At 72.0% G+C, this 22,210-nt stretch carries 20 protein-coding genes; 13 read left to right on the top strand and 7 right to left on the bottom strand.

The features are described 5' to 3' along the window. Positions 1-59: 59 nt before the first annotated feature. The 4 genes from GJR97_RS10155 to GJR97_RS10140 form a co-directional block, all read right to left on the bottom strand. A complete protein-coding gene (locus GJR97_RS10155) occupies positions 60-1,481 on the bottom strand; it encodes an FGGY-family carbohydrate kinase (protein ID WP_154346382.1) in 1,422 nt (473 codons plus the stop codon). Continuing rightward, positions 1,478-2,524 (bottom strand): class I mannose-6-phosphate isomerase, encoded by a 1,047-nt coding sequence (locus GJR97_RS10150; protein WP_154346381.1) that lies wholly within the window; start codon positions 2,522-2,524, stop codon positions 1,478-1,480. The genes GJR97_RS10155 and GJR97_RS10150 overlap by 4 nt, the downstream gene beginning before the upstream one ends. After that, positions 2,521-3,594, bottom strand: a complete 1,074-nt coding sequence (locus GJR97_RS10145; protein WP_154346380.1) for a LacI family DNA-binding transcriptional regulator — start codon at positions 3,592-3,594, stop codon at positions 2,521-2,523. Before GJR97_RS10145 ends, GJR97_RS10150 begins: the two co-directional genes overlap by 4 nt. A gap of 147 nt (positions 3,595-3,741) precedes the next feature. Next, positions 3,742-4,746, bottom strand: coding sequence for an aldose 1-epimerase family protein (locus GJR97_RS10140; protein ID WP_195760665.1), 1,005 nt, complete (start codon positions 4,744-4,746; stop codon positions 3,742-3,744). Positions 4,747-4,884: 138 nt separating this feature from the next. Between GJR97_RS10140 and GJR97_RS10135 the strand changes: the two genes are divergently transcribed. The 6 genes from GJR97_RS10135 (at position 4,885) to GJR97_RS10110 (ending at position 12,241) form a co-directional block, all read left to right on the top strand. Then, positions 4,885-5,724 (top strand): class I fructose-bisphosphate aldolase, encoded by an 840-nt coding sequence (locus GJR97_RS10135; protein ID WP_154346378.1) that lies wholly within the window; start codon positions 4,885-4,887, stop codon positions 5,722-5,724. Then, entirely contained in the window at positions 5,721-6,875 is a 1,155-nt protein-coding gene (locus tag GJR97_RS10130) for a Gfo/Idh/MocA family protein (protein WP_324613377.1), read from the top strand. Before GJR97_RS10135 ends, GJR97_RS10130 begins: the two co-directional genes overlap by 4 nt. A gap of 65 nt (positions 6,876-6,940) precedes the next feature. Next, a complete protein-coding gene (locus tag GJR97_RS10125; protein ID WP_154346377.1) occupies positions 6,941-7,939 on the top strand; it encodes a LacI family DNA-binding transcriptional regulator in 999 nt (332 codons plus the stop codon). A 25-nt stretch (positions 7,940-7,964) separates the two neighbouring features. After that, positions 7,965-8,717, top strand: a complete 753-nt coding sequence (locus GJR97_RS10120) for a DeoR/GlpR family DNA-binding transcription regulator (protein ID WP_154346376.1) — start codon at positions 7,965-7,967, stop codon at positions 8,715-8,717. 51 nt (positions 8,718-8,768) lie between these two features. Beyond that, positions 8,769-10,808: a bifunctional aldolase/short-chain dehydrogenase gene (locus GJR97_RS10115; RefSeq protein WP_154346375.1), complete on the top strand. Its 2,040-nt coding sequence runs from the start codon at positions 8,769-8,771 to the stop codon at positions 10,806-10,808. Then, a complete protein-coding gene (locus tag GJR97_RS10110) occupies positions 10,805-12,241 on the top strand; it encodes a rhamnulokinase (RefSeq protein ID WP_154346374.1) in 1,437 nt (478 codons plus the stop codon). The genes GJR97_RS10115 and GJR97_RS10110 overlap by 4 nt, the downstream gene beginning before the upstream one ends. A gap of 15 nt (positions 12,242-12,256) precedes the next feature. Here GJR97_RS10110 and GJR97_RS10105 read toward each other — a convergent pair whose 3' ends face one another. Further along, positions 12,257-12,829, bottom strand: coding sequence for a hypothetical protein (locus GJR97_RS10105; protein WP_154346373.1), 573 nt, complete (start codon positions 12,827-12,829; stop codon positions 12,257-12,259). A gap of 131 nt (positions 12,830-12,960) precedes the next feature. On the opposite strand from GJR97_RS10105, the gene GJR97_RS10100 reads away from it, so the two are divergent. From GJR97_RS10100 to GJR97_RS10090, 3 genes are all read left to right on the top strand, one after another. After that, a complete protein-coding gene (locus GJR97_RS10100; protein ID WP_154346372.1) occupies positions 12,961-13,914 on the top strand; it encodes a 2-hydroxyacid dehydrogenase in 954 nt (317 codons plus the stop codon). 45 nt (positions 13,915-13,959) lie between these two features. Beyond that, the gene (locus GJR97_RS10095) at positions 13,960-14,931 is read left to right on the top strand and encodes a serine hydrolase domain-containing protein (protein ID WP_154346371.1); all 972 of its coding nucleotides are present in this window, start codon (positions 13,960-13,962) and stop codon (positions 14,929-14,931) included. Positions 14,932-15,007: 76 nt separating this feature from the next. Further along, positions 15,008-16,099 (top strand): NYN domain-containing protein, encoded by a 1,092-nt coding sequence (locus GJR97_RS10090; protein WP_154346370.1) that lies wholly within the window; start codon positions 15,008-15,010, stop codon positions 16,097-16,099. 48 nt (positions 16,100-16,147) lie between these two features. On the opposite strand, the gene GJR97_RS10085 is transcribed toward GJR97_RS10090, so the two are convergent. Beyond that, complete coding sequence (locus GJR97_RS10085; RefSeq protein ID WP_195760664.1) at positions 16,148-16,624, bottom strand: DUF1707 SHOCT-like domain-containing protein; 477 nt, start codon at positions 16,622-16,624, stop codon at positions 16,148-16,150. A gap of 142 nt (positions 16,625-16,766) precedes the next feature. Between GJR97_RS10085 and GJR97_RS10080 the strand changes: the two genes are divergently transcribed. The 4 genes from GJR97_RS10080 to GJR97_RS10065 all read left to right on the top strand — a co-directional run bounded on the left by GJR97_RS10080 (position 16,767) and on the right by GJR97_RS10065 (position 20,700). Then, a complete protein-coding gene (locus GJR97_RS10080; RefSeq protein ID WP_154346368.1) occupies positions 16,767-17,498 on the top strand; it encodes a FadR/GntR family transcriptional regulator in 732 nt (243 codons plus the stop codon). Between the two features lie 15 nt (positions 17,499-17,513). Further along, entirely contained in the window at positions 17,514-18,800 is a 1,287-nt protein-coding gene (locus tag GJR97_RS10075) for an alpha-hydroxy acid oxidase (protein ID WP_154346367.1), read from the top strand. Between the two features lie 3 nt (positions 18,801-18,803). After that, on the top strand, positions 18,804-19,838 hold the full coding sequence (locus GJR97_RS10070; protein ID WP_154346366.1) for a lactonase family protein: 1,035 nt from the start codon (positions 18,804-18,806) through the stop codon (positions 19,836-19,838). 76 nt (positions 19,839-19,914) lie between these two features. Continuing rightward, the gene (locus GJR97_RS10065) at positions 19,915-20,700 is read left to right on the top strand and encodes an SDR family NAD(P)-dependent oxidoreductase (RefSeq protein ID WP_154346365.1); all 786 of its coding nucleotides are present in this window, start codon (positions 19,915-19,917) and stop codon (positions 20,698-20,700) included. An 18-nt stretch (positions 20,701-20,718) separates the two neighbouring features. On the opposite strand, the gene GJR97_RS10060 is transcribed toward GJR97_RS10065, so the two are convergent. Next, positions 20,719-22,137 carry a hypothetical protein gene (locus GJR97_RS10060; RefSeq protein WP_229276213.1) on the bottom strand — a complete coding sequence of 473 codons (1,419 nt, stop codon included), beginning with the start codon at positions 22,135-22,137 and terminating at the stop codon, positions 20,719-20,721. Between the last annotated feature and the right edge of the window lie 73 nt (positions 22,138-22,210).

Raw genomic sequence — 22,210 nt, 5'->3', positions numbered from 1 at the left:
ATGCCCGAACTGACGCGAAAGCCCCCGCGCCTGCAGCACCGGAACCGAAGAAGCGATACTCATTGGTCAGCTCCCCTTCCTGTTGTCGTGGAGTGGCCGGATTGGCCGGCGAGGAATGCCGCGGCGGCTTCCTCGAACGTTTCGGAGCCGCCAGCGATCGCGAAGGCGGCGAACAGTGCGGCACCGTACGCGGTGCCTTCGACGTGCGGCGCGACCGTGACCGCCGGCAGGATCAGCTCACGAGCGCGCACGACGCTCGCCATGCCCGACCAACCACCGGTCAGGATGGTCGACGTCGGCGGCGGAACCTCGCGATCCATGACTCCCATGAGCTCGGCGCACACGTCGTTGCCGTGCAGGAGCACCGAGGCGAAGAGTTCGGCGGGCCCCAGCCCATCGCTGTTGGCGACGATCTTCAGCACCCCGTCGTCGTTGCGCGCACCGTCGACGCTGATGCCCCCGACCGCGAGCGTGCCCAGCACGGGAATCGCCATGACCTCCTCGTCGAGGCGCGTACGGCCGGCGAGGTCGGAGATGCCGAGCAGTTGCAGCACGCGCCGCATGATCAGCCCCGCCTTCGTGCCCGCGAGCAGCACGTACTTGCCCGGCAGGACGTGTCGCACGGTGTTGATGCCGGCGAGCGCCAGGCGCTCACGGGCTTCGAACGGCAGGGTGTGGTCGAGCACTCGGACGAGCGCCTCGGCCGTGCCCATCGAGTCGTAGAGCTGGCCGCTGTGCGTGGCTCCGGCGGCCACCGCGGAGACGAGGTGGTCGTGCCCGGCGACGGTGAGGACTGCTCCGCGGAACGCGGCGGGCATAGCCTGGTCGGTGAGCGACTCGAGCGGGGTGCCCGCGCCGATCCGCTCGGCGAGCAGTCTCTCGTCGGCGCCGATCACGTCGAACGCCGCCGCCCACGGCGTGCTGTCGTCCTGGTCCAGCAGCCCGGTGCGCGAGACGAGGGAGTACTCCGCGACGCGCGGTCCACCGAGGGAGTGCACGACGAACTCCGGCACGTTGAGGAACGTGCGTCCGGCGAGCTCGATGCCGCTGTCACGCAGGTAGAGGATCTTCGAGATCGAGGCGAGCGGGCCGACCGGGAGCCCGGTGCGACCGAGGAACTCCTCGCGGAACTCGGTGGGGGTGCGCTCGATCTGCTCTGCGCCGCGCGGATCGAACCACGCCATGATCGGCGCCTCGGCCCTGCCTTCGGCATCCAGGAGCACGCCGGCCTCGGCCATGCCGGACACGCCGAGCGAGAGGATACGGTAGGCGCCGTCCCCGCCGAGCTCGGCATCCGCCTCCGCGGCGAGTTCACGGATCACGTCGATCGCGCGAGCGGGCGGCATCTCGGTGCGTCCGTGGTCGAGGTTCGTCCACGGCGAACGACGGCTCAGTACGAGCACCTGTCGCCCGTCCGGAGTCGCGACGAGCATCTTGATGCTCGTCGAGCCCATGTCGACGCCGACCACGTAGGCGTTCATGCGATGCCTCCGTCGCCGAGCGTTCCGGGCCAACCGGCACCCGGCTCGCCCACCAGCACGGACCCGTCGCCCACCAGGCGCCAGTCGCCGAACGCGTGCGGAACCGCGAACGCCTCGCCCTTCGCGACCGGGATTCGGCCCCCGGCTCCGACGAGCTCGCCGCTTCCCTCGGTCACGAGTACGACGGCGAAGCCCGCCGGCCGGACACTGGTCGCGGCGCTGCGGACGGTCGCATCCGACAGTCGGAAGTACGGGTCGGCGGCGACGGGGAGGAGGGATCGGAACTCGGCGCCACCCGGTCGGGCACCGACCTCGCTGGTGAGACCGGCGAGCCCGTCCGGTGACAGACGTGCGGTGGAGACCGCCGGCATCACCGTGTCGAACCCGAGGTCGAGATGCGACTCCTCGCGCGTCGATGTCGTGACCGACCACTCCAGCAGGATCGAGAAGTCCGTGGGCTCCTGCACCTCGGCGACGAAGATGCCGCCGTCGATCGCGTGCGCAGTGCCCGCCGGCACGAGCACGCCGGTGCCCTCCCGCACGACGAGGCGATTCATGTGCGCGAGCATCCACTCGCTGTCCTGGGCGTCCCGTCGGCGGTCGAGCTCGTCGCGATCCAGGTCGGTGTTCCAGCCGACGTAGACGGCGCAGTCGGCGTCGGCGTCGAGCACGTACCACGCCTCGGTCTTCCCGTACGGGCAGTCGAGGTGACGCGCGGCGAAATCGCGCGGCGGGTGCACGTGGACCGGGAGGCGCTGGCGCGCGTCGAGCAGCTTGACCAGGATGCCGACGTCGCCGCGGTCGCGCCCCGGCACCGGGCCGATCCAGGACTCCGGGTCGGCCGAGACGAGGTCGCGAAGCACGATGCCGCCCTCGGTCACCGCGGGCCCGGTGGACGCGTCGTCGAAGCGCGACACGGTGGCGCCCAGCCACTCCTCGGGTTGGTGGTCGGTCAGCTGCTCGATGCCGCGGAGTGCGGCGATGCGATCGCCGCCCCGGTAGAAGTGCTGCACGGGGTTGGGAGGCAGCAGGACGGGGATCATCGCAGTGCTCCGATCGGCGCGGGAAGGTCATCGTCGGGCGCGAGCTCTCCGGAGCCGCGGGTGATGAGATGCGTGGGGACGACGACGTGCTCGGGTTCGGCCGCGGCGTCGTCGACGAGATCGAGGAGTCGGCGGAACGTGGCCTGGCCGATGAGCCGCGGGTCCTGGTCGACGCAGGTGATCCCGGGCGTGAACACATCGGCGAACTCGAAGTCGCCGAACGAGATCAGCGCGGGCATGCGGAGGTGCTCGGCGCTGATGGTGTTGATCACCGCGATCGTCGCGGGGCTCGTGGCGCTGAAGACGGCGGTGGGCGCGTCCGGCCGGCGGAGGAGCTCCGTGAGCGATCGCTCCTCGCGATGGCGTCCCTGCTCGACGACGAGCGACTGGTCGAACGTGATCCCGGCCTCGTCGAGGGCGGCTCGGTATCCCTCGAGGCGCGTCGCCACGGTGGGGTACGGCGTGTGCTCGCCGATGAACGCGATGCGACGATGCCCGTGGGCGACGAATGCGCGCACCGCCTGGACGGTTGCGCCGAAGTCGTCGACCACGACCGAATCGATCCCCTCGCGCGCTCGGTCGACGCACACGACGGGGAACCGACGTCGCAGCGCCGTGAGCTCCGGAGTGGTGACGTCGACGGGCGCGAGGATGAGTCCACGCAGCCGATCCCCGGTGAGCCGAGCCAGTTGCTCGCGTTCGCGTCGACCGTCGTATCCCGTGCTCGCGAACAGGACGCTCAGGCCGCGCTCGAGGGCGAGTTCCTCGACGACGCTGACCAGTGCAGCGAAGAACGGGTCGGAGATCGCGTCGATGAGGATCCCGATCGTGTCGGTTCCGCCGCGCTTCAGCGAGCGAGCGCGGCTGTCCGGGACGAATCCGAGTTCGGCCACTGCGGCGAGCACGCGGTCGCGGGTGCCGGGGAGTACGCCGGCTTCGCCGTTCACGACGCGAGAGACCGTCTTCATGCTCACGCCCGCGAGTTTCGCGACGTCGGTGATCCGCGCGTGACGAGCGGATGACGTGGGCACGACGTCCGAGGATCCGGACGACGTCTGCTCGTGGTCCATGAATACCTCGACAGCGTTGTCATCGTTGAGTCCTCAAGGATCGAGGACCGGGATACGACATATCCTGCGCGCCTTCGACAACGTTGTCAAGGCTGTGATCAGTTCGTTATCGAAGGCGTCGGCCGCGTGTGCGGCCGGAGGTGGCGCTCAGCGGGGGACGACGACCTCGAGTCCGAGTCCGAGCGAGAGCTCCGCTCCGGGAGCGAGCGGCCGAAGCATCCCACGCGCGCGGGCATCGGCCCTTCCGAGGATCGTCGGAGCGGTCGCCGGCTCGACGCCGAGGACGACGTGGCCGTTCTCCTCGGCCACCCGCCACTGGAACAGGGCGGGCAGGACGGAGGTGTCGAACGCGATCCGCACAGCGAGCCCGCGCGCCGCCACGACCTCGATCGCCGTGGGCGTCGACGGCGGAAGCTCATGCCGGAACACCTGCTCCGGGAAGGCCCTCGCCGACGCGGGGAACCGCGACCAGGACTGCAGGCCACGTTCGGCAGCCTCGTCGCGAGCCTCGACCAGACCTCCCGGGGTCCGCAGCTCGGTGCCCTCGTCGACGAGGGGCCACCCGAGGTTCACGTGGTAGAGCACCATCGGCTCGACCGCACGGGATCCCGCGTTGACGAGTCGGTCGTCGATGCGGATCGCGCGCGAGCCGATGGGCGACGAGATGCGCCGGCGCAGTTCGAGGTGCTCGCCGAACACGCGGACCTCGCGCACCAGGCCCTCGACGACGAGCTCGCCGTCGACGACGTCCGTTCGCACGACGCGCGCCTGCAGGGACGAATAGGTGCCGTGCAGCGGGTGCCGCTCGCCCTCGTCCTCCGACGGGGCGCCGTAACTGAGCAGCCCGCACGTGGTGAGCAGTCCGCCGCCGAAGGCGCGCATCCAGCCACTCGGATCGGACACCGTTCCGGGACGGAATCCCGTCGGCGAGACCCAGGCGAGCGGCACTCCCGCAACGCGCACCTGGCCGATGTCGAGCCCGCGGTCGGGAAGCACGTCGACCTCGAGATCGGCGTTCACCATCCGGATTCGGCGCGTTCCCGCATCGGGTCCGTCGGCGCGCGTCGACGACTCGATGGAGACCAGTTGCTCTCGTGACCCGACCCGGCGCCAGGCGTCCTCGATCGGAACCCCGTAGATCTCCCCCGCCATGGTCATCCCTCTCGAAGGCTCGCCGGTCGACCCTCGTTCCTCAGCGTAGCGGCCGGTTGACAACGTTGTCTCGGCTTCGCATACTGGTCGCCGATGCAGTGAAGCACCTCGACCTCGACCGTTCGGAGACCGACTTCCATGACGAAGTACCGCCTCAACCGCCTCTTCAACGCTCGATCCGGGCGGGCCCTCGACGTCGCCGTCGATCATGGCCTGTTCCACGAGCACTCGTTCATCTCCGGCATCGAGGACATGGCGGCGACGGTCGCCACCCTCATCGAGGCCGGTCCGGACGCCATCCAGCTGACCCTCGGGCAGGCCCCGTTGCTCCAGTCCGCTCCCGGCCCGGACAAGCCCCGCCTCGTGATGCGCACCGACGTCGCGAACGTCTACAACGATCCGCTCGAGTCGCCGCTGCACTCGATCCACGTGCCGGATGCGATCGAGGTGGCGGTGCGGCTCGATGCGGTGGCCGTCTGCGTGAACCTCCTCGACCTCCCGGGGCATCCGGAGGTGCGAGAGCAGTGCATCCGATCCATCCTGGCCCTGCGCCGGGACGCGGAGCGCTATGGGATGCCACTCATGATCGAGCCGCTCGTGATGCAGACGAAGCCCGGAGCGGGCGGATACGCGGTCGACGGCGACACCGCCAAGATCGTGACGCTCGTGCGTCAGGCCCGCGAGCTCGGCGCAGACCTGATCAAGGCCGACCCGACGGACGACATCGGTGACTACCACCTGGTGGTGCAGGCCGCCGGCCCGACGCCCGTTCTCGTGCGCGGCGGAGGCCGCGTGGACGACCGCACCCTGCTGGAGCGGACACGAGCCGTGCTCGAGCAGGGCGCCCGAGGGATCGTCTACGGCCGGAACGTGATCCAGCATCCCGACCCGGCCGGGATCACTGCAGCACTCATGGCCGTCGTGCACGACGAGGCGAGCGTCGACGATGCGCTCGGCCTGATCGGAGGGACGAGGTGAGCGCGCGGACGGTCAACGTCGCCATCATCGGAGGCGGCCTGATGGGCCGCGAGATCGCGGCCGCCCTCCGCCGCTGGCCCGCACTCGTCGACCACCCCGTGACGCCCCGGCTCGTCGCGGTCTGCGACATCAATCCGACCGCGCTCGAGTGGTTCGCGAACATCGACACGGTGCGCCTCACGACGACCGATCACCGGGAACTGCTCGCCGACCCCGACATCGACGTGGTCTACATCGCCGTTCGGCACGACCTCCACGAGGAGCTGTACGTGGACACGATCCGTGCGGGCAAGGCGCTCCTCGCGGAGAAGCCCTTCGGCATCGACCGTGCGGCCGCGGACGCCATCCTCACCGCCATCGAGGAGACCCCGGGGTCGTTCGTGAGGGTCTCCAGCGAGATGCCGTTCTTCCCCGGCGCGCAGTGGGCGATCGACTACGTCCGCTCCGGGGCACTGGGGCGACTCATCGAGGCGAAGTGCACGTTCCTCCACGCGAGCGACCTCGACACCGCGAAGCCCGTGAACTGGAAGCGGCAGAAGCAGTTCTGCGGCGATGCCGGGGTGATGAACGACCTCGGCATGCACACGTGGCACGTGCCGCTCCGCCTGGGCTGGCGTCCGGAGCGCGTCTTCGGCGTACTCCAGGACATCGTGACCGAACGACCGGGCCCCGACGGCGTGCTCCAGCCCTGCGACACCTGGGACAACGCGGTCATCCACAGCCGCGCCGAGCACGAGGGAGTTCCGTTCGCCCTGACGACCGCGACCAAGCGGATCGCGCCCGGCGAGAAGAACACGTGGGAGTTCGAGGCGATCGGGATGTCCGGTGGCGTCCGCTTCAGCACCAAGAACCCCAAGGAGGTCCAGGTGTTCGCCGTCGTCGACGTACCGGGCGTCGGACGCGAGCAGAGCTGGCAGCGCATCGACTCCGGTAGCCAGTCCGTGTGGCCCACCGTGACCGGGCCCAACTTCGAAGGGGGCTTCTCGGACGCGATCCTCCAGATGTGGGCCGCGTTCCTCGCCGAGCACGCGGGCGTGCTGGGCGATCGGTTCGGCACCGTCCGCCCCGACGAGGCGGCGCTCACGCATCGGATCTTCGCCGCGGCAATCGCTTCGCACGAGAACGGAGCCCTCGTCGCGCCGGAGGCGTGACGAGCGCGGTCGGCGGAGTCGGGTCCACTCCGTACGATTGAGGCGAACCCGGTCGAAAGGATGCCATGCGCAGCAGCGGCCGCCCGACCATGGTCGATGTCGCAGCAGCTGCGGGCGTGAGCCTGAAGACGGTGTCGCGGGTGATCAACGATCACCCCAACGTCGACCGGGCGATGACGGATCGCGTGAACGACGCCGTGGCGAGGCTCGGCTACCACCGCAACGCAGTGGCGGCGAGCCTCCGCTCCGGCTCGCGCGACACGATCGGGTTCGTCTCGGCCGACCTCGCCAACACCGTCTACATGCAGATCGCCGCCGCGATGTCGTCGGTGGCCGTGGGGCGCGGACATCAGGTCGTCATCGCCTCCAGCGAAGAGGATCCGGCCGCGGAACGGCGGCTGGCGCTCGACTTCTGCCAGCGCAGGGTCGGCGGCCTGGTCCTCGTGCCGACCTCGTCCGACCATTCGTACCTGGCTCCTGAGGTCGCCCACGGCACCCCTGTCGTGTTCCTCGATCGGCCCGGTCACGGGATCCCGGCCGATTCGGTGCTGATCGACAACCGCGGCGGGGCGCGCGCTGCGGTCGGCGAGCTGCTCGGCGAAGGGCACCGGAGGATCGCGATGCTCCTCGATTCGGCGGACATCTTCACGATGGCGGAGCGGCGGGACGGGGCGCTCGAGGCATTCGCACTGGCCGGACGTCGCCCCGATCCCGACCTGGCCGTCATGGGGCTGCACACGCCGACCGCCGCACGCGAAGCGATGGACCGTCTCCTCGACTCGTCCGACCCGCCGACGGCGGTGTTCTGCGGCAACAACCGCGCGACGATCGGCGCCCTGCAGGCGATCCTGCCGCGCGACGCGGAGGTGGCGGTGACCGGCTTCGACGACTTCGAGATGTCGGAGCTCCTGCCGCGCCGCGTTCGGATCGTCGCCTACGACGTGACCGAACTGGGCGCCCTGGCCGCCACGATCCTGCTCGACCGCATCGCCGAAGGAGCACCCGCCGACGGCGGGACCCGATACGTGCCGACGCGGCTCGTCGACCGCGGCGGACGCGCCTGACCGCACGACTGGCTAGCCTGTTCGCATGCCACCGCTCCTCAGCACCGAACGGCGAGCGCGGCTGCTCGAGATCCTCGCGTCCGAAGGCAGCATCCGACTGGACGGCGCCGCGGAGGTGCTCGGCGTCTCCGCGATGACCGTGCGTCGCGACCTCGACGACCTGGAGCGCGAGGGCCTCGTGCGGCGCGTCCGAGGGGGCGCGGTGGCCGCGATCGTGCCCCAGGGGTTCGGCGCGCGAATGGCCGCGCGGGGTCCGGCGAAGGCGGAGATCGCGCGCAAGGCCCTCGACCTGATCCCCCACGGCGGTGCGATCGCCGTCGATGCCTCGTCGACCGCGGGCGCCCTCGTGCGGCAGCTCGACACCAGTCACGAACTCCTGCTCGTGACCAATTCCTACGACAACCTGCGTGCGGCGCAGGGCCGGCCCGGAGTCGATGCGGTGCTCATCGGCGGTCGCCTCGAACTGCGCACCGACAGCTTCGTCGGCGCCATCGCGTGCCAGACGGCGGCGTCCCTGCACTTCGACCGCTTCTTCACGAGTGCTGCGGCGCTCGACCCGGAATTCGGCACGAGCGAATCCACCCTCGAGGAGACCCAGGTCAAGCGAGTCCTCGCCGAACACGCGGACGAGACGATCGTGCTGGCCGACGCTGCGAAGCTCGGGCGCCATGCGACGGCGCGGGCGCTCCCCTGGGAGGAGGTGTCCCTCCTCGTGACCGAACTCGACCCGACCGACGAGCGACTCGCCCCGTTCCGGGACGTGGTCGACATTCGCTGAGCGACCTGTTACATTTTGTGTAAATTTGCAGAATCGTTCAATGGAGACCTCATGCCTGCTCCCACCACAGCTGCCGACCTCATCGCGCGGTCGAACCGCCTCGGCGCCGACCCCAAGAACACGAACTACGCCGGCGGCAACACGTCCGCCAAGGGCACCGAGACCGACCCGGTCACGGGCGAGCCCGTCGAGCTGCTCTGGGTGAAGGGCTCGGGCGGCGACCTCGGCACGCTGAAGGAGGCCGGGCTCGCGGTGCTGCGCCTCGACCGGATGCGTGCGCTCGTGGACACCTACCCGGGCGTCGACCGCGAGGACGAGATGGTCGCCGCGTTCGACTACTGCCTGCACGGCAAGGGCGGCGCCGCGCCGTCGATCGACACCGCCATGCACGGCCTCGTCGACGCCGCGCACGTCGACCACCTGCACCCCGACTCGGGCATCGCGATCGCGACCGCGGCCGACGGCGAGGCGCTCACGGCGAAGATCTTCGGCGACAAGGTCGTCTGGGTGCCGTGGCGTCGCCCCGGCTTCCAGCTGGGCCTCGACATCGCCGAGATCAAGGCGCAGAACCCGCAGGCGGTCGGCTGCATCCTCGGCGGCCACGGCATCACCGCGTGGGGCGACACGTCGGAGGAGTCCGAGCGGAACTCGCTGTGGATCATCGACACCGCCGCGGCCTACATCTCCGAGCACGGTGCGGAAGCGCCGTTCGGCGGCGTGCGGGCCGGATTCGAGGCGCTGCCCGAGGCCGAGCGGCACGCCCGCGCTGCGGCGCTCGCGCCCACCATCCGCGGCCTCGCCTCGACGGACAAGCCGATGGTCGGCCACTACACCGACTCCGACGTCGTGCTCGACTTCCTCGCGTCCGAGCGGGCGCCCGAGCTCGCCGCCCTCGGCACGAGCTGCCCCGACCACTTCCTGCGCACCAAGGTCAAGCCGATGATCCTCGACCTGCCTGCCACGGCGAGCGTCGAGGAGCAGCTCGCCCGCCTGCAGGAGCTGCACGCCGAGTACCGCGACGACTACCAGGCGTACTACGACGCGCACGCGACCGAGGACTCGCCCGCCATCCGCGGCGCCGACCCGCTCATCGTGCTCGTTCCCGGCGTCGGCATGTTCAGCTACGGCGCGAACAAGCAGACCGCTCGCGTTGCCGGCGAGTTCTACGTCAACGCGATCAACGTCATGCGCGGCGCCGAGGCGCTCTCGACCTACACGCCGATCTCCGACGCCGAGAAGTTCCGCATCGAGTACTGGGCGCTGGAGGAGGCGAAGCTCCAGCGGATGCCGAAGCCCAAGACCCACCAGGGCCGCATCGCCTTCGTGACCGGCGCCGCCTCGGGCATCGGCAAGGCCATCGCGACCCGCCTCGCGGCAGAGGGCGCGTGCGTCGTCGTCGCCGACCTCGACCTCGAGAAGGCGCAGGCCGCCGCGGCCGAGCTCGGCGGCACCGACGTCGCGATCGGCGTCGCCGCGAACGTCGCCGACGCCGAGGGCGTGCAGGCCGCGATCGATGCGACCGTGCTCGCGTTCGGCGGCATCGACCTCGTCGTCAACAACGCCGGTCTCTCGCTCTCCAAGCCGCTGCTCGAGACGACCGAGAAGGACTGGGACCTCCAGCACGACGTCATGGCGAAGGGGTCGTTCCTCGTCGCCAAGGCCGCCGCCGCGGCCTTGGTCGCCCAGCGGATGGGCGGCGACGTCATCTACATCTCCTCGAAGAACTCGGTGTTCGCCGGCCCGAACAACATCGCGTACTCGGCGACCAAGGCCGACCAGGCCCACCAGGTGCGCCTGCTCGCGGTCGAGCTCGGCGAGCACGGCGTGCGCGTCAACGGCATCAACCCCGACGGCGTCGTGCGCGGCTCCGGCATCTTCTCGTCGGGCTGGGGCGCGAACCGCGCCGCGACCTACGGCGTGGAGGAGAAGGACCTCGGGAAGTTCTACGCGCAGCGCACGATCCTCAAGCGCGAGGTCGTCCCCGAGAACGTCGCGGACGCCGTCTACGTCCTGACCGGCCCGGAGCTCAGCCGCACGACGGGCCTGCACATCCCGGTCGACTCCGGCGTGGCCGCGGCCTTCCTCCGATGACCTGGCGCGCGGGCGCGGTCGCCGCGGTCGACCTCGGCGCGACGAGCGGCAGGGTCATCGTCGGGCACGTCGACCAGGCCGCCGGGCGGCTCGAACTCGACCACGTCGCCCGGTTCCCGAACGGCCCGGTGCGCATGGCGTCGGGCCTGCACTGGGACCTGACGGGGCTCTATCGCGACCTGGCACGGGGACTCGCCGACGCCTTCCGTCGCGAGCCGGGCGTCGCGTCCATCGGCGTCGACTCCTGGGCCGTCGACTACGGCCTGCTCCGCGGCGAGCGCCTCCTCGGCGAGCCGTTCCACTACCGCGACGCCCGGAACGAGGCGGCGGTCGAGTCCGTCCACGCGACCGTGCCGTTCGCCGAGCTCTACCGGCGGAACGGCCTGCAGTTCCTGCCGTTCAACACCGTCTACCAGCTCGCCGCCGAGCGGGCGGGCGGATGGCTCGACCTCGCCGATTCGCTCCTGCTCGTGCCCGACCTCATCGGGTTCCAGCTCACGGGCACCCGCGTCGCCGAGCGCACGAACGCCTCCACGACCGGGCTGGTCGAGGTCGCGACGGGCGAGTGGGACGACGAGCTCATCGCGCGACTCGGGCTCCCGGCATCCGTCTTCGCACCCCTCGTCGACCCGGGGACCTCGCTCGGCGCGCTCCGCACCGACGTCGCGACGGACCTGGGCGCGCCCGCGGGGATCGACGTCGTCGCCGTGGGCTCGCACGACACCGCGTCGGCGGTCGTCGCGGTACCGATGCGGGCCGAGTCGGCGGCCTACATCTCGTGCGGCACGTGGGGGCTCGTCGGCGTCGAACTCGAGCAGCCCGTGACGACGGATGCCGCGCGCGAGGCGAACTTCACGAACGAGGGCGGCGTCGACGGGCGCGTCCGGTTCCTGCACAACGTGATGGGACTCTGGCTGCTGTCGGAGTCGGTGCGATGGTGGGAGCGCGACGGCGAACGGGTCGAGCTTCCGGGGCTGCTCGCGGCCGCGGCATCCGTCACCGGCGAGGTCGCGGTGTTCGACGCGAACGATCCGCGATTCCTGGCCCCGGGCGACCTGCCAGGACGCATCGCCGAATGGTGCGTCGAGCACGACGTGCCGGTGCCGCAGAGCCGCGCGGAGTTCGCACGCTCCATCGTCGAGAGCCTCGCGGAGGCCTTCGCCGGCGCCGTGCGGACCGCGTCGGTCCTGTCGGGCGTCGACGTCGAGACCATCCACGTCGTCGGCGGCGGCGCGCTCAACGAACTGCTCTGCCAGCGCACGGCCGACCGCGCCGGCATCCCGGTGCTGGCGGGTCCGGTCGAGGCCACGGCGATCGGCAACGTGCTGGTACAGGCGCGAGCGCAGGGCTTCGTCGACGGCGACCTCGAGGCGATGCGCGCACTCGTCGCGTCGGCGTTCGCGCCGCGACGGTACGCACCGACGACGCGCTGAGCGGGTCGGGATCGGTCAGTGCCCGTGCGCGAGCTGCTGCAGGCCGACGACGGCCAGGCCCAGCAGGACGAGCATGCCGAGCCCGACGACCTGCTCCCACCAGGCGAGTCGGCTTCGACGCACGGCGACGTAGCCGATCAGCGCGAGGGTGACGATGTAGACGATCGACGCCGCCGTGAGGGCCGCCTGGAGCTCGAACACGCCGAGCACGGCGAGGACCAGCAGGATGAGCGGGATGCTCGCCGACCCCAGCGCGGACCCGGCGACGCGGACCATCCGCCCGAGTTCATGTCCGCGCGGGAAGTCGCCGTGCGCGACGAGGTGCGAGATGACGTCGGCGACGAAGCCCGCCGCGGTGATCGCGACGATGCCGACCAACAGCGTGAGGGTCGCGCGCCCGGCGGAGATGTGGTCGGCGTTCTCGTGCTGCACGAGCACGATCGCGAGGCCGGTGAACGTCGCGTACACCCGCTCCTTGAGTGCCTCGGCCATCTCCTCGATCGGCATGTCGTCCGGTCCGCGGCGGCGGCGCGGCCGACCCCGCGGCGCGGCGCGGTCGGTGCTCCCCACGGGGTCGGATTCGTCCATGCGGGCCATCGTAGCGACCGCGCGGCGCCGACCTCGGGCCGGGGCCGGCGCAGCGGCGGCGGCGCGGCCATCCGTGGGCCCGCTGCCGCGCATGCCGAGCGCCCGGACGCCGACGCTGGGAGGATCGACGCATGACCGACCACGCGAACCTCCTCGTCACCGTGCCCGGCGCGACCCTTCGCCGGGCGTTCGAGCGGACCCCGGGCGGCGTACCCGACGGCGTCGACGTCGTCGAGTGGGACATGGCCGGTCCGCCGCCGCCGGAGGCCTCGGGCCGACGGATCGGCATCGCGGTCCCTCCATACATGGGCGCCTCGGCACGACTCGGCGTGCTCGACGGGCTCGACGTCGGGCTCGTGCAGTCCCAGTCGATCGGATACGACGACGTGCCCGACGCGCTGCCGCCCGGGCACGTGTTCGCGAACGCGGCATCCGTGCACGAGACCTCGACGGCCGAGCTCGCGGTCGGGCTCGCGATCGCGGCGCAGCGCGGCATCCCCGACTTCGTGCGCGCGGCCGACGAGAGCCGCTGGGCGCCCGCCCGGCACGCGAGCCTCGCCGACCGGCGCGTGCTGCTCGTCGGGTACGGCGGGGTCGGCCGGGCGATCGAGGACCGCCTCGCGGGCTTCGAGGTCGAGCTCACACGCGTCGCGAGCCGGGCGCGCGACGACGAGCGCGGGCGGATCCACGGGGTCGACGAACTGCCCGTGCTGCTGCCGGACGCGGAGGTCGTGGTCGTCGTCGTGCCGCTCTCCGACGAGACGACCCGTCTCGTCGACGCCGCCTTCCTCGCCGCACTGCCCGACGGCGCGCTCGTCGTGAACGTCGCGCGCGGCGCGGTCGCCGACACCGACGCGATCCTCGCCGAGGCGACGTCCGGCCGCCTGCGCTTCGCGCTCGACGTCACCGACCCCGAGCCGCTGCCCGAGGGCCACCCGCTCTTCGCCCTGCCGAACGTGCTGATCTCGCCGCACGTCGGCGGCGCGACGACCGCGATGATGCCCCGCATGGCGCGGCTCCTCCGAGACCAGGTCGAGCGGATGCTGCGCGGCGACGATCCGCGGAACGTCGTGCTCCGCACCTGACCCGCCCACGCTCCCCCGCGCATCGCCACGAGAGGAACCGCCCACATGCCGCAGTTCGACCACGCCTTCGACTGGGTCCGCCGCAACGTCGCCGACGGTCCGCTGCCGAGCGCCGTGCTCGGCGTCGCGAACGTCGACGGCGTCGTCGCGCTCGACGCCTTCGGCGAGGCATCCGTCGACGACCACTACCCGCTGTTCTCGATCACGAAGCCGATCGTCGGGCTCGCGGCGCTGCGTCTCGTCGAGCAGGGCCGACTCACGCCCGACACGCCGCTCGAGCGCGCGCTGCCCGGCTTCGGCGCGGGTCGCGACGACATCGTGCGCCTCCGCCACCTGGCGAGTCACACGTCGGGCATCGTCGAGCCGCCGCTCGACACCCCCGACGGGCTGCGCCCGTCGCTCCTCGCGCCCGGGCGCGACTTCGCCGCCGGCACGGTGTCGCGCTACTCGACCATCGCGTTCGAGGGCATCGCGACGCTCATCGAGCACGCCTCGGGGGCGCCATGGGAGCGCGCCGTCTCCGAGGTCGCCGAGCGAGCGGATGCCTCCGGCCTCACCTTCGACGCCGCCGCCTCGCCGCACGCGCCCGTCGACGCCGCCGCCCAGGGGCTCGACTACGAGCGCTTCGCCGCGCTGCGGCATCCGGGCGCCGGGCTGCTGGGCCGGGCATCCGACCTGCTGGCGCTCGGCACCACCCTGCTCCGGAACGACGGCGCCGTCGTCGCGCCGGTCACCGCCGCGGCCATGCTGCGGCCGCTCACGGCGGGCCTGCCGAGGCTCGAGCCCTATCCCGCCTCGCGTGGACAGGACTGGGGCTTCACGTGGAACCTCAGGCACTCCGCACCGGGCCTCCTCACGACCGACACGTTCGGGCACGGCGGCTGGGCGGGCACCGAGTTCTGGGTGACGCCGTCGCTCGGCGTGTGCTTCGTGCTCATGACGAACCTCGGCGGCGGGTTCGGCCGGTTCGGCGTGGACGCCGACGAACTGCACAACGCGGTGGCCGCGGCCGGCTGAGCCGCGCGCCGCGCGCTCCCCGTCGACCATCAGGCGCCGGGCATACGATCGAGGGACATCCCGACGGAAGGTCCCCATGCCCGCTTCGGCAGAACCCCGCGTCGCCCTCTACTTCGACTTCGACAACATCGTCATCTCGCGGTACGACCAGTTGCACGGTGACATGCAGTACCGCAAGGACACCTCGCGGACCAAGTCGGTCTCGCCCGGCACGAAGGCCGCCGAGCGGTTGAAGGAGGCGACGGTCGACGTCGACGCCGTCCTCGACTTCGCGGCCACGTTCGGCACGATCGCGATCGCGCGCGCCTACGCCGACTGGTCGACGCCGGTGAACGCGAGCTATCGTGGCCAGCTCATCGACCGCGCGGTCGACCTCGTGCAGCTCTTCCCGCTGTCGGCGACGAAGAACGGCGCCGACATCCGACTCGCGGTCGACGCGGTCGAGGACATGTTCCGCATCGACGACCTCTCGCACATCGTGATCGTGGCGGGCGACTCCGATTACGTCGCGCTCGCCCAGAAGGCCAAGCGCCTCGGCCGGTACGTGGTCGGCATCGGCGTCGCGGGCGGCACGAGCCGCGCCCTCACGGCGGCGTGCGACGAGTACGCCGACTACGACGCGCTGCTCGCGACGGATGCCGCGGTGGCCGACGACGAGGCCGGCGCGTCGTCGCCCCAGTCCGGCTCGGGCCGCGGCGGCAGGCAGGCGCCGGCGAAGAAGGCGGATTCGGCCGGAACGCCTCCCGAGGAGGAGGCCGCCCCCTCGCGCCGCCGGCGCGCCTCGACGAAGAAGGCGTCGGCTGGCGCATCCGCCGACACCCCGGCCGACGCGGACGCGGACGCGCCCGCCGACGAGCCGCCCGCTCCGACGACCGCGGTCCGATTCGTCGCGCCCGGGCAGGCGGTCGACGAGGGCCCCTCCGGCACCACGCGCAACCCGGGTCGGCTGCTGCTCAAGGCGCTCGAGCTGCTGCGCTCGAAGTCCGACGAGGAATGGCAGCCGAGCGGCGCGGTGAAGAACCAGATGCTCCGCATGGACCCGTCCTTCCAGGAGCGGAAACTCGGCTTCGCCTCGTTCACCGACTTCCTGAAGTCGCGCGGCGGCGTCGTCGAACTCGACGAGACGTCGGGCCAGAACCGCGTGCGGATCCGCCCCAAGAAGGGCTGACCGGAACCGCGCGTTCGCGCCTGTCCCTGGTTCCGGTCAGCACTCCGTTCAGCGGTCGCGTTCCTTCGCCGATCCACCGCCGTAGACGATGATGCCCGCGATCGGGATGAGGAAGAAGAACAGCCACGACCAGGTGAACCCGCCCGGCACCCAGAAGCCGAACCCGAAGAACAGCAGCAGTGCGATGAAGGGCGAGAGCGCCATGATCGTGTCGCCGACCCGACCGCCGAGGGCTCGGGAGCGTCGTCCCATCGGCGCCGTCGGCTCGGGGACGGGCGCCCAGGTCAGGGGTGGCTCCGACACGGTCGGGGCGGCGGGTCGTGGTGCGGCCGCGGGCAGGTCCGCGAACAGCGGCGCGAGGTCGCCGCGGGTCACGGCGGCGCGCGCCGAGGCGGATCGGTCCGAGAGCTCGGCCATCGTCAGGCGGCCCTCGGACTGCGCCGTCATGAGATGACCGACGGCCTCCTCGCGCTCGGCGTCGCTCAGGCGCTCCTGCGGTCGTTCCGGGTCGGCGTATCCGCTCATGCCCCAAGCGTCGCGCACTCGGCCCGGCTCGGCCAGTGACCAAAGGCCCCACGTCCGGCTGTGGTCTGACCACATCTGCTACTCTATGGTCAGACCACACATCCGGGCGGCGCCGCCGCCCGGACGCGCGCGAGGAGATGGCATGGGCGACGGGGCATCGGCTCGATCCATCGAGCCCCGCGCCTGGCAGGCCGTGCTCGAGCACGTCGAGCGCAAGCTGCTCGACGGCGACCTCGCCCCGGGCGACCGCCTGCCGGGTGAGCGCCAGCTCGCGACCGACCTCGGCGTCGGCCGGTCGAGCGTGCGCGAGGCGCTGCGCGTGCTCGAGGTGCTCGGCCTCGTCCGCACGCACGCGGGCTCGGGGCCGAACGCGGGCGCGATCATCATCGCCACGCCCGGCGGCGGCATGAGCGCCCTCATGCGGCTGCAGGTCGCCGCGAGCGGCTTCCCGGTCGACGACATCGTCGCGACGCGGCTGCTCCTCGAGACGCACGTCGCCGGCGACCTGGCCACGGCATCCGCCCCCGACCTCTCGTCCGCCGAGCGGCTGCTCGACGCCATGGACGACCCCGCCCTCGACCCGGCCGAGTTCCTCGCGCTCGACGCCGCCTTCCACCTCGCCCTGGCCGAGGCATCCGGCAACCAGGTCGTCACCGCGACCATGGCGGGCCTGCGCAGCGGCATCGAGGGCTACGCGCTGGCCGGGCACGGACGCATCGCCGACTGGGCCGTCACGTCGGCGCGACTGCGCTCCGAGCACCGCGGCGTGCTCGACGCGATCCGGGCAGCGGATGCCACGGCCGCGCGCACCCGCATCAACGACCACATCTCGGGCTACTACGCCGAGATCTCACCCGACCCCGACCTCCCGTAGGAAGAGAGCACCAGCATGGTCCAGCGCCAGTTGCCGAAGCCCCGCGAGCTCGCCGAGCTCATGAAGTTCAAGACGCCGACCCTGAACCCGACCGACCGCCGACTCGAGAAGGCGCTCACGATCGGCGACCTGCGCGCGATCGCCAAGCGCCGCACGCCGAAGGCGCCGTTCGACTACACCGAGGGCTCTGCCGAGGCCGAGATCTCACTCGCCCGGGCACGCCAGGCGTTCCTCGACATCGAGTTCCACCCGTCGATCCTGCGGAACGTGCCCGAGGTCGACACGAGCCGCGAGGTGCTCGGCGGACCCAGCGCCCTGCCGTTCGGCATCGCGCCGACGGGCTTCACGCGCATGATGCAGACCGAGGGAGAGGAAGCGGGCGCCGGTGCGGCGGGCGCCGCGGGCATCCCCTTCACGCTGTCGACGCTCGGCACGACCTCGATCGAGGGCGTGAAGGCCGCCAACCCGAACGGCCGCAACTGGTTCCAGCTCTACGTCATGAAGCAACGCGAGATCTCCTACGGCCTCGCAGAGCGCGCGGCCGCGGCCGGCTTCGACACGCTGTTCTTCACGGTCGACACGCCGGTCGCCGGCGCCCGCCTGCGCGACAAGCGCAACGGCTTCTCGATCCCGCCGCAGCTGACGCTCGGCACCGTGGTCAACGCCATCCCCCGTCCGGCGTGGTGGATCAACTTCCTCACCACGCCGAAGCTCGAGTTCGCCTCGCTGTCCTCGACCGGCGGCACGGTCGGCGAGCTCCTCGACTCGGCGATGGACCCGACGATCTCGTTCGACGACCTCGACGTCATCCGCGGCATCTGGCCGGGGAAGATCGTCGTCAAGGGCGTGCAGACCGTTGAAGACGCGAAGCTCCTCGCCGACCGCGGGGTCGACGGCGTCGTACTCTCCAACCACGGCGGACGCCAGCTCGACCGCGCCCCCGTGCCGTTCCTCCTGCTGCCCGACGTCGTGCGCGAGGTCGGCAGCGACATGGAGGTGCATGTCGACACGGGCATCATGTCGGGCGCCGACATCGTCGCCTCGATCGCGCTCGGCGCGCGCTTCACCCTGGTCGGCCGCGCGTACCTGTACGGCCTGATGGCCGGCGGCCGCCGCGGCGTCGACAAGACGATCGAGATCCTGCGGAACGAGATCGTCCGCACGATGAAGCTCCTCGAGGTCGCGACGCTCGACGAGCTGACGCCGAAGCACGTCACCCAGCTCACGCGCCTGGTGCCGGTCGCGCGACCGGTCGCCGCGGCGGCCGAACAGGCGGCGGATCGGATGCCGACTAGGGTCTGATCCATGCCCGAGCGCCTCGATGCCCACCATCGCCGATTCCTCCTCGGGTCGTACACGCCCGACGGACCGGCGCCCTCGGTGCACCTCGCGGAGCGCTCGGCCGACGGGGACTGGCGGATCGTGACCTCGGCGACGGCCTCCAATCCGTCGTTCGTCGCACGATCCGGCGACCTGGCGTTCGCCGTGTTCGAGGACGCCTCCGGTTCCGTGGCGAGCTTCCGGCTGGACGGCGACGCGATCACGCCGATCGACGTCGTCGAGCACGGCGAGGCCGACCCGTGCCACGTCGTGGCGGCGATGCACCTGGGCGTGGTCCTCGTGGCCAACTACACGTCGGGGTCGATCACGGCCGTGCCGGTCGACGACGCCGGGGCGCTCGGCGCGCCGGTCACGCTGCCGCTGCCGGCCGGAGGCGGACCCGTCCCGGACCGCCAGGCGGGCCCGCACGCGCACGAGGTCGTCGCGACGCCCTGGGGCACCCACGTGGTGAGCAACCTCGGCGGCGACGCGATCCACGAGTTCGCCGTCGACCGCGGCGATGGCGGCCGGCCGGTCCTCCGGATCACGCGGACCCTCGACGTCCCGGCCGGGTCCGGGCCCCGGCACATGGTCGTCCGCGGCGGCCTGCTGCACGTGGTCGGCGAACTCGACGGCGACCTGCACACGTTCGAGGTCGACGCGACGTCGTTCCGGCCGGCGAGCTCGACGCCGACCGTGGGTCGCACCGCGACCCGTGCCGACGACGTCGTGCAGCCCTCGCACCTCGACCACGCGCCGTCGGGCCGGCTGCTGACGGCGCTCGTACGCGGTCGCGACACCGTCAGCGTCTTCGACGCGACGGATGCCGCTCGCCCGCGCCTCGCATCCGAGCACGCCGTCGGCGCCGCCTGGCCCCGCCACCACGCCCACCTCGACGACCGCACGGTCGCGGTCGCGGCGCAGCTCGGCGACGCGCTCGTCGAGGTCGACCTCGTCACGGGCGCGACCCGACGCGTCCTCGAGCTCACCGCGCCGTCCTGCGTGGTCCCGATCGACTGAGCCGGTCGCGCCACGCGACGCGCGAACGGCCCGCGCCCACTGCCGGAGGTCGCGCACCCGTGCCTAGGATGACGCCATGACCCTTCCCGCGGCCTGGAACCTCGACGGACGCGTCGCGATCGTGAGCGGCGCCGGCAGCCCCGAGGGCATCGGCTTCGCGACCGCGAAGGCGCTCGGCGAGCTCGGCGCGGGCATCGTGCTGACGGCGACGAGCGAACGCGTGCACGAGCGGGCCGAGGAGCTCCGCCGGCTCGGTGTCACCGCCGTCGGGCTGACCGCGCGCCTCGACCTCGAGGAGCACGTGGACGACCTCGCCGCGGAGCTCGCGGCAGGGGGCATCCGCCCCACCATCGTCGTGAACAACGCCGGGATGATCGCGACCGGCGATCCCGAGATGCTGCACGGCGACGCGACCATGACGCTCGGCGACTGGAACGCGAGCCTCTCGATGAACCTCACCACGGCGTTCCTGCTGACGCGGGCGATGCTGCCCGGCATGCGCGAGGCCGGCTGGGGGCGGGTGGTCTGCGTCTCGAGCGTGTCGGGCCCGCTCATGGCCTCGCGCGGCGACGTCGGCTACGCGACCGCGAAGGCGGGCATGCTCGGGTACGTCCGTGCGCTCGCCGTCGACGAGGCGCTCTCGGGCATCACCGCGAACGCCGTGGCGCCGGGCTGGATCGCGACCGCGAGCCAGCTCCCGAGCGAGGCCGAGGAGGGCCTGCTCGTGCCGGTCGGGCGCAGCGGCCGGCCCGACGAGGTCGCATCGACGATCGCGTGGCTGGCCAGCCCCGGCGCGTCGTACGTCACCGGTCAGCTGATCGCGGTCGACGGCGGCAACGCGGTCGCAGAGGAGCGTCGCTGACGGGATGCGCGGCGGGCCTCACCAGCTCGTCACGAGCAGGTGCTGCACGAGGAGCGCGAAGGCGAGCTGCCCGGCGAAGCCGACGCGCCGCCACCGCTCGGTGAGCAGCGCCGTGCCGACGAGCAGCCACGGGACGAACGGCAGCCAGATGCGCTCGACCTCGGCCTTGCTCATCTGCGAGAGGTCGGCGGCGAGGATCGTCGCCGCGGCGGCGAGCGCGAGCACGATCACGACGCGCTCGGGGCGCGCCTCGGAGCGCCACCCGACCGCGCGCGCGCCGGCGGTCGCGATGGCGGCGCCGACCAGCGGCCCCGCGCTGATCGCCAGCGCGGCGAGGTTGCCCCACACCCAGTAGGTGAACTGGCGGCGGCTCGCGACGCCGTCCCAGTAGCGCTCGACGAGCACGGGGAACGCCTCCCACCAGAGGAACCCGAACGCCGCGAACGCGAGCACGACCGCAAGCGCCGCCGCGGCCGCGATGGGGAGCGGCCGCCAGTCGCGTCCGAGCGCGAGCACGGCGAGCGCGAGGATGCCGAGGATCGGCAGGCCGTACGACATCATCACGCAGTACCCGAGCAGTAGGCCGGCGAGCACGCTCCAGGCTGCCATCGCGGCCGGACGGCGCGCGGTCGCGGCGAAGCCGAGCGTGCAGAGCCCCCACGCCGCGACCGCGGCGAACATGCCGTCGGCCGAGACCGCGAACCAGATCGCCGCGGGGCCCATGGCCAGGAACGGCGCGGCGCGGCGCGCGGCGCCCTCTGCCCCGAGGCGGCGGAGCAGGGCCAGCACCGCGAGCGACGCGGTCGCACCGACGAGGAGCACGACGAATCCGGCGGCGAGCCCGCCGCCGAGGCCGAGCCGGACCAGCACCACGAAGAACAGCAGGGCGCCCGGCGGGTGGCCGGCGATGTGCACCGGCCAGTTGTCGACCGAGTCGAGGGGGATGTGGGCAACGTAGTCGCGCAGGGTCGCGCCGAAGTCGGTGACCTCGCGCGCCGTGCCGAGGTACTCGTACCGGTGCTCGAGGACCTGCCCGATCCCGTCCCAGCTGTCGACGGTGGCGAGGGCGACCATCCACGCGACGGCGACCGCGTAGACGACGCCGAGCAGCGCGCCCCACCGGAGCCGCCGCGCGAGCGGCACTCCCCAGACGGCCGCGGCGACCGCGAGCAGCACGGCGGGCAGCGTGCCCGGACCGAGCCGGGGCATCCACTCGGCGTGCAGTGGGGGGAACGACCTGATGTGCACGCTCTGCCCCAGCAGCGGCGGCACGATCATCGCCAGGGCGATCAGGGCGAGCGCGATCCCGAGCCCGATCCACGGTGCGGCAGCGACCAGCACGCCGCGACGGTCCGACGGCGACGGCGACGGCGACGGCGACGGCGCAGCCGATGCCGTGTCCGCTCCGATGCCCGGGCCTGCTGCTTCGTCCTGCACCCTCCGAGACTACGGAGCCACCGCCCACCCGGGCAGGGGTGGACTTCTTACGAAGCCCGGAACCCGAACGTGG

Origin of the sequence: Agromyces kandeliae, from assembly GCF_009674665.1 — a bacterium.
Lineage (GTDB): Bacteria > Actinomycetota > Actinomycetes > Actinomycetales > Microbacteriaceae > Agromyces > Agromyces kandeliae.
The sequence above is the reverse complement of the archived record's forward strand: the minus strand, read 5'-3'. Positions and strand labels throughout refer to the sequence as shown.